Source organism: Flavobacterium sp. GL_143, assembly GCF_057834355.1.
Genome location: NZ_CM174401.1, coordinates 1,424,711 through 1,439,445, shown reverse-complemented (window position 1 = coordinate 1,439,445; position 14,735 = coordinate 1,424,711). Strand labels below are relative to the sequence as shown.

Genomic DNA, 14,735 nt, shown 5'->3' with positions numbered 1-14,735 from the left:
TCCCTCAACACAAGTTTTATCTTGTTCTGGTAATGAAATTATTTTATCGAGAATTCATTTCTTCCTTCAGAAGTTACTCGAATAAATTTGAAATACTCTGATGGAGACTTACCTGTGTGTTTAACAAATGCTCTAAAACAAGTTGTTCTGGATTTAAATCCCGAACCCCATGCCATTCCTTCCAGAGACAAGTGTTTCCAATCGATATCGTTTACTTTATCTTTAAAGTATTCGATTCTTTTAAGATTTACATAATCCTGAAAATGAAGATTATATTCACTATTTATCAGACTTGAAAGATGGTGAACTGGTATTCCTGTTTCTTCGGACAAATCGCGAATGACAAGATTTTTCTTTAAGAAGAGTTTTTTACTAAGAAAGGCTTTTTCAAGTGTTATTAAATAAGTTATTTTCTTTTCGTCTGTAAGCAAGCTTAATATAGGCAAAGCGTCTTTTACTTCTTCTGTCTTTATAGTTTTACTAAAATTATCGTTGCTAAAATTACGCAAAGTAATAAGCGGCTCTCGTAAACCGTACAAAACCTGAGGTTTAAAATACAACCAACTCACTGTAAAAAGAAGGATAAAAGATACCATTGCGTTGTACAGAAAATCAATATTAATTACGGAGCTACTCAAGAATCGATGCACAAAAAGTGTCGAAAAAAGTACTATAATCATAATATTAAAAATCCTCAACCAATTAATAACCTTATCATTATATCGTTTAAGTTTATGTGTGTTTTTTAAATCAAATTTTAAAATCATTATGGTTTGCACAAAAGCATATCCTAACCAAGATAATATTATGATTAACGGAAATGCAGCATTTACTTTAACAGATAAATAGTCTGTTCTTTGTATTATATCCTCATTAAACAAACTTCCTAAATGATTAAGATAACGGTCTGAAAATGAAAATAAAATATAAATGAAACATACTATAAAGGGAGTAAAATGTATCCAATCGTATTTTCTAATCATTTTTCCAGGCAACAAAACATTTCTTATATATAAAAAAGAACATGGTGCTACCAAGAAAATAAAAGAACGGGTGATTATAAAGAAATTTGAAAACCCTTTTAATACACTTGCAGACAAGTAAAAACTATAAATACTTCCTATAGCCAGGCTAAACAAGCAAAGACTCAAAAAGAAATTCTGATTAAGATTTTTTTTGGTAAAAATAATCATCAACGAAACAGCAAAACCTGCTATTGATGCGATAAAGAAAAAGAGAGATAGTAATATATAAATCATGGGGGAAAGATTTAACATTTTTATTCTAGAAATGATTTCATTTATAAAATCAACATTATCAAAGACGTCTTGTAGTTGCCTGCATTATAAAACGATTAAACTTATCTAGTAGGGAGATAAGTTTAATCGAGTTGTAGTATACTCGTTGTAAAACTTATTTTTTTACAACTAAGCCAGGAGGGAATCCAGCTAAAATTTTCTTTACAGAAGAACTAATAAATTCATCTGGATTATCTGGTCTTTTATCTAATTCGGTATTACCGATTCCTTGCCAAATTAGTTTTTGTGTTTTTGTAGATACAATATCAATTACCAAAGACCCATCAACATAATCGTAGGTATCATAAGTTGTAGTACCACTTAGCATACCACCACCAGCACCCCAATATCCATACGGACGATACATACCGCCATATCCATAGAAATTAGAATTTGCTGTAACCTGTTTTTTGTCTTTTAAAATGGTAACCGCATTAACTTTCAGATCAGGATTGTTTGCTGTTTCTTTAAATCCTTTACTAGCCATTTCTGTACGAATTGCATTTGCAATTCTATCTACATTCAACTGGCTTACCTGACCCTCTTGCGCTTTTAAGTCATAAACCGCAAATGTTTTATACTCAGAAAAATTAGCTGAATGGTCGTAATCGTTTGTAACTTTTACGCTTGGTGCACAGCTGTAAATCAAACCCAATAATATAACTGGGATTATGAATAAGGTTCTTCTTCTCGTGTTCATTTTATTAAATTTTAAAGTGATTATTAAAAAATTAGTAAGCTATTTAAACTATTAAATAAATGATCAAATTTTGAATGAGCGGAAATTCCTATTAAGAATATTGTTTTTTTAAGTTAAAACATTCTTAAAATTAAGTGGTATTTTCCCTAAAGGTAAATTATTTTATTAATTACCCCAAACAAATTTGATTAAATATCCTCCATTATAAACTGAATTACATATATTTAGCCTTACAATGGAAGCTTTTACAAATACATTCTGTCAATTATTTACCTTGTACGACAACGTAACTATCCTGACCATCTTTAGAAATTGGCTGATAATACACATTGTTATAAAGCAAGTATTTTTGACCGTCGATTGTTTTTTCTTCTGCTCCTTCTGGAAGATGTGTTACAACTGCTCCAACTGGTGCTGTTACAACTTTATACTTACCTGAAGTTTTACTATAATAAGTTCCTCCATAATAGTAATACTCGGCACCCGAGACAGTTATCGTTACATATCCTTTTGGTAAATCAGATATTGTTGCGCCTATTGGTGCTGGTACAACTTTATACCCACTAGATTCTTTTACATAATACACTCCATCGTCATAATTATAGTTTGTATTCTCTACAGATACAATTATTGCTGCGGTGGTTAATGTTGCCAAAAAGAAACCTACAGGATACCATGTTGGTCCCCAAACATAGGGCACAAACGGATGATACGCATATGGAAATGGTACTGGGTAAGGATGAAATGGTACCGGATACGGTCTTGGATACGGGTGTGGAGGTGGTGGCAACGGCCTTGGCGGTATCGGCCTAATCGGTTCAGGACGTGGCATAGGTCTAATCGGTTCCGGACGAGGCATTGGTCTAGGCATCGGACGCGGCGGTGGGAAATGACCAAAACGTTGCGCTGTAACTGTTTCTGGAATCATTAATAGCATTGCAAACAATACCATAATAAATATCGAAATTCTATTTGATTTATATGATTTCATAGGAATCTATTTATGTGATTACTTAGTTTTTTCTCTAGGAGCAAATTTTGTTTTGGTAGCCTTAGGGGGAGCTTTAAACTCAAACAAAGTGTCTGGCAAGTCGGCGTTTATTACCCAGTCTTTATAAACTGCTTCAAATTGCGGACTCTCTTTTTGATCTGTATAAATTATTACCATCTTGAGAGGTAAAAACAAATCATCATTTGCTATCCAAAACTGAAAACTTTTGGTTTTATCACGCCCTGCAATATGAAAACATTCCTTTCCATCAATAGTTGTTTTTCCCAAAAAGACCAAATCTTCACTAGAAGACTGAATATCGCTAGCAAAAGAAGGATAGAAAAAATCGGCAGCCGAAAACTCAATTCCGTACTTTTTGCTAACATCATCTATTGTTTCAATCACAGAATTTGGCGCAGCGGTCGTAGCATAAGTATTATTATCGTAAGAATAATAATTTAAACTTTGTCCATTATACAACAATGCCCGATTGCCTTTGTCTCCTGTAGAAGTTACTTTCATTTTCTCTGGAAACTTAATGGCAACTTTATCAATAATAGCGTGCTTTACAAGTCCTAAATTATTCGTTAAGATATCATAAGTCGTTACCGCAGTAAAACTACAAGACTTTATATCCTGCATGGTTTCGGTAGTTCGGCTTAAGAGATAAACAGCCGTAGAATCTATACGCTGTGTTTGGGCATTTGTTGAGATAACCATCATCAAGAAGCCTATTAAAAATAAAAACTTTCTATTCATATGTAGATATTAATTGATTTTTATCGGTCATATGTAATTCGCATATCTCCATTGGTGTTTGCGACCAATTTAAGGTCATGCTCATTTCATACGTTTGTTCTTTATTTACTTATTACTTTAACCCGTTGGGTGTAATTACTGCGTCTATTCGCTTCGCTCGGGTCGTAAAAATTTCATTTAACACATAGAAACATAGATTTTATGTGTAAAAAAGAACACAAAAAGAAATACATTTCTTTCACATAGCTTAGCTATGTGCATTTAAAATAAGTGAAACGACTTCTTTGAGAATACAAAGCCTATGTTTCTATGTGTTAAAATTAATTACACCCAACGGGTTACTTTAATATTAAATTAACTTTCCATTGGTATCGGTAATCTTCCGCTTTTAACAGCTTCTAACATTTTCTTATAATCCGCTTCATTTTGATTGGCATAGGAAACCGAAAAATCTGCAATCGCATTGGCAAATTCTTTGTTTTTACCCATATAACCAGATAAAACCGAAGCATCTCCCGAACGTGCATGTGCTCTTGCTAATACCCATCCGCATGCTTTGGCATAATCCATAAGATTTTTGGCTTTCATAACCTCAAGAACAGGTTTAACTTTGGCATCGCGAAGTTGTCGTATGTAAAAAAACTTCCCACTTTCTCCATCCGTCCATCCCAAAAACATATCCGATGCTGACTGCATTAACTTCTGTCCCATTACGATACGTTCACCTTGATGTTTATAAATACTTTTGGTTTTTAAATTAGGTTCTAATACACTTTGCCTAGCTTCTTTAAATTGTAAAAAAATCGGTTCGCCAGTTCCCGACATTAACAGACTTATCCCGCAAAGCGTTCCTACACTTCCTACTCCTACTACTTTTATAGCAATATCATGTACTGAATATCGGTTTAGGAGTATTCGTTTATCTTCAGATAATGATTTTATATACTTTTTATGAACTGCCTCTGCTTGTCTCAGCATATTTTCGCCTTCTTCGCCCGTTAGGTGATAAATAAGTGGTGGTTCATCTTTAATACGAGCCCGTTTTCCTTCTTGATAAGTGAGTTTGGCAAACTCTTTTTCATGAGCAGTATATTCTGCCGCTTTTTTTAGTCTTTTTTTCTGGAACTGCTTTATTTCTTCATCACTTCCTAAGTCTATCAAGTCGGCTAGATCAATATGAGCATACCATATTTGTAGTGCTGATAATTTGCTATATTCAAGCATGTGTTTTTTGTAACTTTCGGCAACAAGTCGAGCTACTTCTTTGCTTATTTTTGGAGAAAAATTCTTCCATCTTGCTGCAATAGTAAAACTGGTTGCAAGTCGTTTTAAATCCCATTCCCATGGTCCGGGAAGTGTTTCATCAAAGTCATTAATATCAAAAACTAACTGACGCTCAGGAGTCGCAAATCCTCCAAAATTCATTAAATGACAATCTCCGCAAAGCTGAAGTTCTATTCCTGTTGTGCGAGACTGTTTTAAATCGGCTGCCATAATTGCTGCTGCACCTCTATAAAAAGAAAATGGAGATTCCATCATCCTACTATATCTAATAGGTAATAGACTTTCGACTCTACCTACACTTGTATTAATTAATATAGCAACAGGATCTTCTCTATCTTTGGCGGGTTTCCACTCGCTATGAATGGAGCGCGGTGTAGTTTTACGAATTGCTTTTCCCTCGGCAAATCGTTCTGCTTTTGATATTCCAGAATCAAATATGTTTTCGTTGGTTTCTTTGGATTCATCAATCATAGCTTCTAATTTTTATTTTCGTTTAAAAGGCAAATCAGTTGTAAGCGTAATCCTAATAGTATGATTCATTCTGCTAAGCCCACTTTCGGTATCGGGCGATTTCCAAAAAATCTGATTCATATATCCTACTTCCAATCGTATTTCTCTCCGCTTGTCAAGACTGTAAGCAGTTCCTAAATACAATCGGTTTTGATCTAAGTAATTCTCATCGCTGCTGGCTGCATTGGTTCTTATATGAACCTCATCATAAACAACAGCTGCCCATCGTTCTTTAAACCATAATTGATATCGTACTTGGTATCGTAACGTATTTTCGAATTTGTAATAATCAAAATGGTCGCTTGTGCTATTTGGATCGTCTTTTCTTCCTAACCATCGTTGCTCCATCCTAAAACGTTGTGACCAGACTTCTTTTCCTTCTTTCTTTACTATACGCCAAATAAATTGCTCGTATATTCTGTAATCTGGATTATTGTATGGTAAGGAGACCTCATCATAGGGCAAATCCCATTGATAGGCAATACCAGCACCTAATCGGTTTCCGTTTTTAAGATAATAATTGGCTCCAGCTCTGTAAAAAGAACCCTGAAGTTCAGACACAAATTGATTTCCTTTTGAATATCCTTCCAACAACAATCCCCATCTTCCATCTTCTTTAAATGGTAAATACATTTCATAACCAACCCATGCCGCAACATTCTGTTCCATTTTTTGAGCATTTGTTTTTACACTACCCAAAAAAGTAAATACGATTATAAAACTTATGGTTTTCAAAATACTGGTTCTCTTCATTTTACAATCCGATTAGTTGTACTTCAACGAATGTTGCACTTCAAATACATTTTAGATTAAAACTCACACTTAAATTATTTGACTTTAAGTACCGCTGGTGGCAACCAAGCATCATTCAACACCCTGTCCTCTGGCCAATAACATCTTACGTATAAAGAGAAATTTTCCTTTGGTGATGGTAACCAATTTCTCAATTTATCTGTAGCTGGTGGTGTGTTTTGTACATAAATTGTCAATGAACCATCTGGATTGTATTTTAAATCCTTATTCTTTGTTCCCAAAGAAAAACGATTGATTGAGTTTGGAGAAAAGAAATGATATTGATTGTACAAGGTTAAAGACCAGAATCCTTTTACTGGTGGCACTTCGCCTTTGGTAAAAGTCACTGTGTATTTTTCATTTCCGTGTAATCGTGTTCCGGCTACATCTTTATCCTGATAAAAATATTTTGTTTCATTAGGTTTATTTACAAAGATATTTGCTTTGGCACATGCTGTTCTGGTAAGATAATCTAGTCCAAACTGTGCACCGTTTCCTTGTGTTGTCCAATTATCTTTTAGAGGATATCCTACATTTGAGAATTGGAATAATGGCGTTATCAGTTTTTGATCAGCTTCTATTGCGGCTTGTTTTAGCAAATTTTTAATTCTTGGGTCTTTTGCAGCTGCATCCAGAACAGATTGTATTTGTCCATAAATTGCCTCCTCACCTGGCAATGCAGGTACTTCTTTCATAATAGCTGGCAATTCATCAAAATACACTTCTGGTCTCACCCATTTCGTCTCTTCGTTACCAGTATGTGGAGCAGAAGGTAATACCGGAATTTTCGTCCAGTCTTTTGTTTTCATTTTTCCATCGTACTGACTTAATGGATACATTACTATTTGTTGAACAATAGGTTGAACTAATTTTTTATCAGTAGGGTCATCCGTTTGAAAAACGCGCGGAACTACAACTCCTAAATCGGTATCACATTTAAATACTTGTGTAATCCCATCTGGAACTTTTCCATTCCATTTTGGACCTGTTAACAAATAGAATCCAGGTTTTGTTCCGTACATTTTTCCTAAAGAAGCATAACTGTCTGTACGCTGATTACAAACCTGATATACCCAGAAACGGTCTCCAAAGTCAGGAACTTGCACAACCAATGCCTCTTTTGTAAAATCGGTTAAACCAAAACCATATACTACATCCTGATTAGGACAAGCTACCTCTCTTTCTCCTGGTTTTATATAATCCGTAAGCATACATAACTGGTTTGGTGGGCTTAAGGGAACAATCCCTCCTCCATAAACAGGTTGAGGAAGTTTCTCAAAAGTTACTTTCCTGTTATGAATATTCATCATTGGCCAACCCCATAAATAAGCAATTGCCCCAATATGTTTTACATATTCATCTGTAAGGATTGTGTTTTTTACGGGGCCTGACAGAATCCCTTCATGAACTCCAGAAGTATCTTTAGTTGCTAAATTATCTGCTGGGCTTTGCTTAATTGATGTTTCTTGCTTACAGCTTATTAGCATCAAAACTGCAAATAACGGAATGAATATTTTTTTCATTATGAATGATTTAAACTTGTTAATTGTTTATCTTTTTTCCACTATAGGTGCAGGAAACCATTTTCCGTCCTGAGTTATTTTCTTAGGAACATAGGTGCGGAAATTAATTGAAAACCCTTTTCCGGCTGGTGTTGGCAACCAGTTACTTTCTATTGCTCCTTTTGGCAATGAAGAAGCCAACCAAATACTTAAGGAACCGTCAGGATTTTTCTTTAAACCCGAAACATTATTCAGGTTATAGCGTTTTAATTTATTATCAACTACTCTGTAATCAGGTACACTATATACTGTTGTCGACCAAAATCCGTCAACTGCTGTGTCTGGTAAACTATCTTTTGGGAATCTAATTTCGTATACTTTATCTCCACTTAAGGGTTGTTTATTGCTATCTATTAATCCGATAAAATAAACAGCTTCTTCTTTACGGTTTGCCCATAAACCTCCATAATTAATAATATCGCGAGCCAGAATATCATTGCCAAAATTACCTGCAACATACGATACTGACCATCCTCCTTTTTGAGTTCCGAAACCTTTTGCTCCTGCTAAAAATCCTGGAATCGCTTTTGTTTTTATTATTTCATCAACACGTGCTTTCGCCTTATCATCAGTTTTACGATATTGCTCAATCGAAATTGCTTTATCCTGATATTCTTTCGCTTTGGGCATTACATCTGGATATGAAGCAATAACTTCTTCGACTTTGTCAAATATTTCGCCACCTATTGGTTTTTTTGGAGTAAAATCCGGTATTGTAAGCGGTGGAGCGATTTTAATTCCTTCGGGTACAGTAAGCGTAAATTGTTCTTGTAATTTTTTAGCAATTACTGGCGTTCCTTTCAACTCTACTCGAGCTAGCATTTTAGTTTTATTCGATGGTAATTCAATTTTTACCGCATCGGCAGGAATGGTAGGGTTTGTTCCTTTTAAAACTAGAGCAAATTTCCCATAAGGAGTTTTAGGATAATTGCGATTGTTTATATTTACAATTACTTCTCCCCAACCATTTAGTAATTCAGCAGTATAATAACGCCCCTCAATTTTAGGAACATTCAGGATAACTGCATGATCTGCATCTACAGCAATCCAAGCTTCAAGATAGGCAACATCAAGATTTGGATTTACAAATTGAGCCGTTCCCAGCGGATTGTATTTAATTTTATTGTATCCTACTTTCTCGACATTAATATCATGGTTTTCCTGTTGAATCACCAAATATCTTCCGTACAAATAGGTATATGCATCTACAATATCCTGATCTGTAGGGACAGTGCTAGTTTCGATAGTCGCTGTTGTAGCATCTGAAGTTGATGCCTCTTTTTTACAACTAATAAACAGAAAACCTATAACTAATATAAAAAGTCCTTTTTTCATGTGAGTGTTTTTTTTTAAAATTAAAAATGATTTTATGATCCTGGAAATACAAAAGCCAATACTGCTCTTAATCCCCAATCTGGTTTAGATTCTGACGGGCCATCTATTGGAATTAATGGCATTAAAGCAAATTGAACGACTTGACTTCCTAATTTTGTTACCGCTCCTATCGAAGGGTTGAAAGATATCATTGTTGTTTTTCCTTCCCAGTTTTGGGTTACTTCTACATTTGCGCCTAAACTGGCACCACTTTTAAAACTATGAGAAAGGAAAGCCTGTATGTAGAATTCATTAAAATCGGCACGGTCTTCATTTCCTGCTACCGACCATATTTGGTTGGCAAGAAAACCTACAGAAAGTCCTTTTCCCTGATGCATAACTAAGGCACTAGGTCCAATCCCGAATTTCTCCGTTCCTAAAAGCTTATCTGTTGCGGTTGGTACCAAAAATGCTGGTCCAAATCCTAAAATAAGTCCCTTTGTTTTGGGTGCAAAAAAAGCGGTTACAGTTGCATCACTCAACCCAAATTGATGGGTATTTTCTCCCGTAATATCTCTTTGATCTACAACTGGAAGTACGTAACGGGTAATTAAGTTTAGATTATCACTCAATTTAAAAGGAATTACCGGTTGCACATTAATCGTATATTTAGATCCATTATAGGGCCCTATACCATAATTCAGATTATTTTGCAATGGAACACTTATAAGACTCGCAACTGGATTTGCCAATTTATCAGCAAGTTCTTGTGCACTTGTACCTGGTTTTTCTTCTTGTGCAATTGCTGCACAGTGAATCAAAGAAATCACAGCAACAATTAGCACATTTTTAAATCTAGAATGGGATATACCGTTTTTCATCGTTTTATTTTTTATTTGAATCATCTTATATTTATTAAATACCTTTTTAAAGAAATCTAGCTATTACTTAAAAAATCAAAGGAGGTTTTACTGGTCTCACTTTCTCTGGCAAAAATTTACCATCGTTCACCCCTACTTCCTTTTCCATCAATTCATTCATAAGAACATTCATTTTTAAAATCAAATCTTTATTCTTTTCTGGCAATAAGGCAAGATTTTGCATTTCGTTTGGATCCAGTTTTAAATCAAAAAGCTGCACATCATTATATTTGAAAATTTGTTCCAAAGTCTTTGGTCTGTTGAAATTATCTGGAGCATAATAACGGGCAAACTTGTAACGTCCATCAAAAACGAATGTTAGAAAACCACGTTTTCCCAGATTAATCTGAGAGAGTGAAGGCTTACTTTTTCCATCAAGAAAACTAGTTACACTTGTAGTACAGTAATCGGCATCTACGGTTTGTAATCCTACATAATTGAAAAGAACTCCCTTGCGTATCGTCTGCACATTAGCTTTCTCCGGGTTAAGTAATAAAGATGAGAAATCATGACCTGGAAGTTTTTTAATACTATCAGGTTTCAAAGAGCTTGTTAAACCTGTTAATCCAAACAAAGTTGGCAACAAATCCAGATGACTTGTAAGTGCTTCGCAAGTCACTCCAGATTTACCATTAGGATGAGCAATAATCAAAGGCACATGGGCATTGCCTTCATAACACATTGGTCCTTTGCCGCGCAAACCTCCGTGTGCACCTGCCATTTCTCCATGATCGGCACTCATTATAACCACAGTATTTTTCCATAAATCCAACGCATCCAACGCATCAATGACAAGCTGAAAACTATGGTCGTTATCTTGTAAACAATTTAGATAATAGTTGTTAAAATCTTTCCACATCTCCTTATTATCCACAGGAATCGAGCCTAAGGCTCCAGTCCAACCCTTATTATATTCCTGCAATGCTGCTGGCATATCTTTCCCTATTAGAGATTCCTCAAGACTTGGTGACAAATTAAATTCCCATTGCTTCTCATAAATAGAATTTGCTGGAGGTGTCATACGCTTAGAAGAACTGATTTTTTTTGCCTCTCCATACATAATATCATGTGGATTAAGAAAGCTAAGAGTCAAAAAGAATGGTTTTACTTGTGGAGATTCCCTCTGTTTACGAAGCCAAGTCACTCCTTCAGTTGCTATTGCATAGTCATTTGTATATCCGTCATACGGACCACTACCCACATCACCATTGGCACCAAAAGCATCAAATCCATACGGTTGTAATGCATTACTATAATTTACGGTATTTACAGTGTTAAGAAGTTTTGCATCCATCTCAAACTTTCCGTAATAAGCCGTTTGATAACCAAGTGATTTAAGCATCGAACCCATATTGGGTATATTTAAAGGAAGACTTGGAACATTGCCGCTCTGCATCTGATCAAACAAGCCGTTAACCTGTGGCGGCTGACCTGAAAGAAAAGCAGCTCGTGAAGCTGTACACATTGCTGAAGCTATATAATGATTCTTAAATGTTACACCATGACTAGCAAGCGCTTGTCGAGCCCGGAGTTTATAATCATTATTTGCGGCCAAGTGATAGGTTTCTTGATCGCAAATAATGAAAATAATGTTATAAGGTGGTTTTATTAAATCTTCTTTTTGTTGTCCAAAAACAGGAACCTGACCCAAAAAGATTAGACTTAGGGCGAGCAATATCTTATTAATCATGTGTTTTAGCCTCATCTTTATAATTTCTACTGTTCTGTTCATTACGTTTATTTCAAATCATCCATCCAAAAAAATTAAAGGATACAGCTTTTAAACAAACAAAAAAGCTGTATCGCTTTAAAACCTAACCAAAACCAATAAAATTATTTATCTGCAAAAACTTTCTTCCAGTCTTCTTTCATGTTTACCACATGCCAGTTGTTTTTTGCAGCAGCATTCAATGATGCATTATCTTTTTCCTGATAACTAAATTCTCTTATCGAATCATTGTGATTTACTAATAATTGAAAAGATGGGTATTTGTTACCTTGGGTATATTTCAGCATTGCGATATCTCCAGCACCACCTTCGTTACCACAAGCAAATACAGGTCGTTGCCCGATATGCAATTGGATTCCAACTGGCTTACCTTCTTTATCGTTTAATAAATCAAGAGCTGGTTCACGGGTAATATTACCAGTTGCAGCATCAAATTTGTATTTGAAAGAAGTGCCAACAACTTGTTCTTTAGGGATTCCATAAAAATCTGCCGAGATGGCACGAACCAATTCTATAGTTCCACCAGTAACAATAAATGTTTTAAAACCATTAGCACGTAAGTAGTTTAGCAACTCCAATTGTGGTTGATAGCGAATTTGCTTTAACGGAACATTTTTCCCTGGATAAGTTGCTCCAGCAAAAAACTCCTTAACTGAACTCTCAAATTGGTCTTCGGTCATACCCGTATGAGTTGCAGCAACTAGTTCTATAAGTGCTTTATCTCCTCCTTTGGCGAAAAAATCTTTGTCTTTTTCAACAACAGCTTTAAAAGGTTGCACTTTAGCCAATTCTGGTTTTGCCTCTACCATTTTTTTAACACGGTAAAAAGCAAATAATTCCTGAACATATGGTTTTTCAGCCCAAAGCGTTCCATCATTATCAAAAGTTGCAATTCTGCTTTCAACAGGAATAAAGTCGGGACTTCCTTCCTTAGTTACTTTCTCAACATAGGCTATGATGTCTTTTTTTAGTTTTCCATCATTCCAACTTGGTAACGGATCACCACTTGTTGCAACTGCTTCTGTTTTATCCGAAGTTCCAACTACAGTTGCATCTTCTGTTTTGTTCTTACACGAAACTAGTAGGAATAAGTATAGGGGTAATACATATATTTTTTTATACATAATCTGGGGTATTACGTTTATATAAAGATTGGGCCGTTATTGACCCAATCTTTCTTTATACTATTTTTTCTTAGAAGATTGAGTATCTTTTTGTATCGATTTTTTCAATTTGATATCCTGTAATACTTCTTCCATAATAGTTGCCGCAGAGAAACTTGGTGGTATAGAACGAGGAGGGAATTGCTCAAAAGTTTCAGCAAATGTTACTACTTCTGCAATATTTCCATATGCCAATTGTACATGATTCAAAATCCAATCCCAATAGGTGTTAGAAGTGAAATCAGCTCTTTCATATGGATCTTGATATAAATTGAATATTTTTTGTAATCTCAATTTCGTAAAAGGTTCTGCCCACACCCCCATTGTTCCTATCATACGTTGCTCAGCATAAACAAACTTATAATCACCCTGACGCATTCCTACCAATAATCCATCATCATCAGAGTAAAAGAATTTGTCTCTGGCACTTTTAGGTGTAGTTCCTCTCAAATAAGCCGACTGATCAAATCCATCTAAATGCACTTTATAGTTTTTACCATTGGCACTATATCCAGTTAAAGCTTTTTTTGTTAAATCTGGCTCACCTGCAATTGAAGCAAATGTTGGCATCCAGTCATTATGAGATACAATTTCATTACTTACAGTCCCTGGCTTGATAACGCCTGGCCAACGTATCATACATGGAACTCTAAAAGCTCCTTCCCAGTTGGTGTTTTTCTCAGAACGAAATGGTGTCATTGCTGCATCTGGCCATGAATTCATGTGAGGTCCATTATCTGTAGAGTACATCACAATTGTATTATCGGCAATTCCTAAATCATCCAACGCTTTTAAAAGTTCTCCAACAGTCATGTCATGTTCAATCATACCGTCATTATACTCACTATCTCCATGTGTATATTTACCTCTATGTTCTGCTCTAACGTGTGTACGTAAATGCATACGTGTACCATTCCACCAAACAAAAAATGGTTTTCCTGCTGCATTTTGTCTTTTTATAAAATCAATGGCTGCAGCAGATGTTTCGTCATCTACAGTTTCCATTCTTTTTTTAGTAAGTGGTCCTGTATCTTGAATTCTTTGCTTACCTATTTTTCCAAAACGTGGATCAACGGTAGCATCATCGGAATTTGTAGCTGTACATTTTAAAACACCTCTAGGTCCAAATTTTGCTAAATATGCTGGATCTTTAGGATAATCCGGCAATTCTGGTTCTTCTTCAGCATTTAAGTGATACAGATTTCCAAAAAATTCGTCAAAACCATTTACTGTTGGTAGGTTTTCATTACGATCCCCAACGTGATTTTTACCAAATTGCCCTGTAGCATATCCTAAATTTTTCATGATTCCTCCAATAGATGGATCTAGTTGACTCATACCCATTGGTGCTCCTGGATAACCTACTTTGGTTAATCCGGTACGAATACCATGTTGTCCTGTTAAGAATGCTGCACGACCGGCAGTACAACTTTGTTCTCCATAATATTGAAGAAAAAGTTCTCCTTCTTTTGCAATACGATCAATATTAGGAGTTCTATATCCCATTAATCCGTTACTATATGCACTTATGTTACTAATACCAATATCGTCTCCCCAAATAACCAGGATATTCGGTTTTTTACTGTTTTGGGCTTCCAGCTGGGGTACTGCAAGACATCCTGCCGCAAAAACTAATATTGCGCCTTTTAATCCACACTTGTTAAATAATTGTTTCATAATAATAAAATTTGTTAATAATCCTTGTTGCTTTAT

12 protein-coding genes are annotated in these 14,735 nt (G+C 35.3%); all 12 read right to left on the bottom strand.

The genetic code is table 11. The features are described from left to right. Nucleotides 1-38 precede the first annotated feature (38 nt). The 12 genes from AC3IPI_RS06145 to AC3IPI_RS06090 all read right to left on the bottom strand — a co-directional run bounded on the left by AC3IPI_RS06145 (nt 39) and on the right by AC3IPI_RS06090 (nt 14,699). Nucleotides 39-1,259, bottom strand: a complete 1,221-nt coding sequence (locus tag AC3IPI_RS06145; protein WP_489157815.1) for a helix-turn-helix domain-containing protein — start codon at nt 1,257-1,259, stop codon at nt 39-41. 154 nt (nt 1,260-1,413) lie between these two features. Next, on the bottom strand, nt 1,414-1,998 hold the full coding sequence (locus AC3IPI_RS06140; protein ID WP_039113563.1) for a DUF4136 domain-containing protein: 585 nt from the start codon (nt 1,996-1,998) through the stop codon (nt 1,414-1,416). 265 nt (nt 1,999-2,263) lie between these two features. Continuing rightward, nucleotides 2,264-2,989, bottom strand: a complete 726-nt coding sequence (locus tag AC3IPI_RS06135; RefSeq protein WP_123912056.1) for a DUF6515 family protein — start codon at nt 2,987-2,989, stop codon at nt 2,264-2,266. Between the two features lie 18 nt (nt 2,990-3,007). Continuing rightward, nucleotides 3,008-3,748, bottom strand: coding sequence for a DUF2092 domain-containing protein (locus AC3IPI_RS06130; RefSeq protein WP_489157812.1), 741 nt, complete (start codon nt 3,746-3,748; stop codon nt 3,008-3,010). 354 nt (nt 3,749-4,102) lie between these two features. After that, nucleotides 4,103-5,503 carry a DUF2252 domain-containing protein gene (locus tag AC3IPI_RS06125; RefSeq protein ID WP_039113558.1) on the bottom strand — a complete coding sequence of 467 codons (1,401 nt, stop codon included), beginning with the start codon at nt 5,501-5,503 and terminating at the stop codon, nt 4,103-4,105. Nucleotides 5,504-5,515: 12 nt separating this feature from the next. Then, nucleotides 5,516-6,295 (bottom strand): DUF2490 domain-containing protein, encoded by a 780-nt coding sequence (locus AC3IPI_RS06120; RefSeq protein WP_489157810.1) that lies wholly within the window; start codon nt 6,293-6,295, stop codon nt 5,516-5,518. A 74-nt stretch (nt 6,296-6,369) separates the two neighbouring features. Continuing rightward, a complete protein-coding gene (locus AC3IPI_RS06115; RefSeq protein ID WP_489157808.1) occupies nt 6,370-7,857 on the bottom strand; it encodes a DUF1254 domain-containing protein in 1,488 nt (495 codons plus the stop codon). A gap of 27 nt (nt 7,858-7,884) precedes the next feature. Continuing rightward, nucleotides 7,885-9,231 (bottom strand): DUF1214 domain-containing protein, encoded by a 1,347-nt coding sequence (locus AC3IPI_RS06110; RefSeq protein ID WP_489157806.1) that lies wholly within the window; start codon nt 9,229-9,231, stop codon nt 7,885-7,887. A 32-nt stretch (nt 9,232-9,263) separates the two neighbouring features. Continuing rightward, the gene (locus AC3IPI_RS06105) at nt 9,264-10,115 is read right to left on the bottom strand and encodes a transporter (RefSeq protein WP_489157804.1); all 852 of its coding nucleotides are present in this window, start codon (nt 10,113-10,115) and stop codon (nt 9,264-9,266) included. Between the two features lie 43 nt (nt 10,116-10,158). Next, nucleotides 10,159-11,805: a sulfatase-like hydrolase/transferase gene (locus tag AC3IPI_RS06100; protein ID WP_489157802.1), complete on the bottom strand. Its 1,647-nt coding sequence runs from the start codon at nt 11,803-11,805 to the stop codon at nt 10,159-10,161. A gap of 158 nt (nt 11,806-11,963) precedes the next feature. Continuing rightward, a complete protein-coding gene (locus AC3IPI_RS06095) occupies nt 11,964-12,983 on the bottom strand; it encodes an HAD family hydrolase (protein ID WP_489157800.1) in 1,020 nt (339 codons plus the stop codon). A gap of 60 nt (nt 12,984-13,043) precedes the next feature. After that, entirely contained in the window at nt 13,044-14,699 is a 1,656-nt protein-coding gene (locus tag AC3IPI_RS06090) for an arylsulfatase (RefSeq protein ID WP_489157798.1), read from the bottom strand. Nucleotides 14,700-14,735 lie beyond the last annotated feature (36 nt).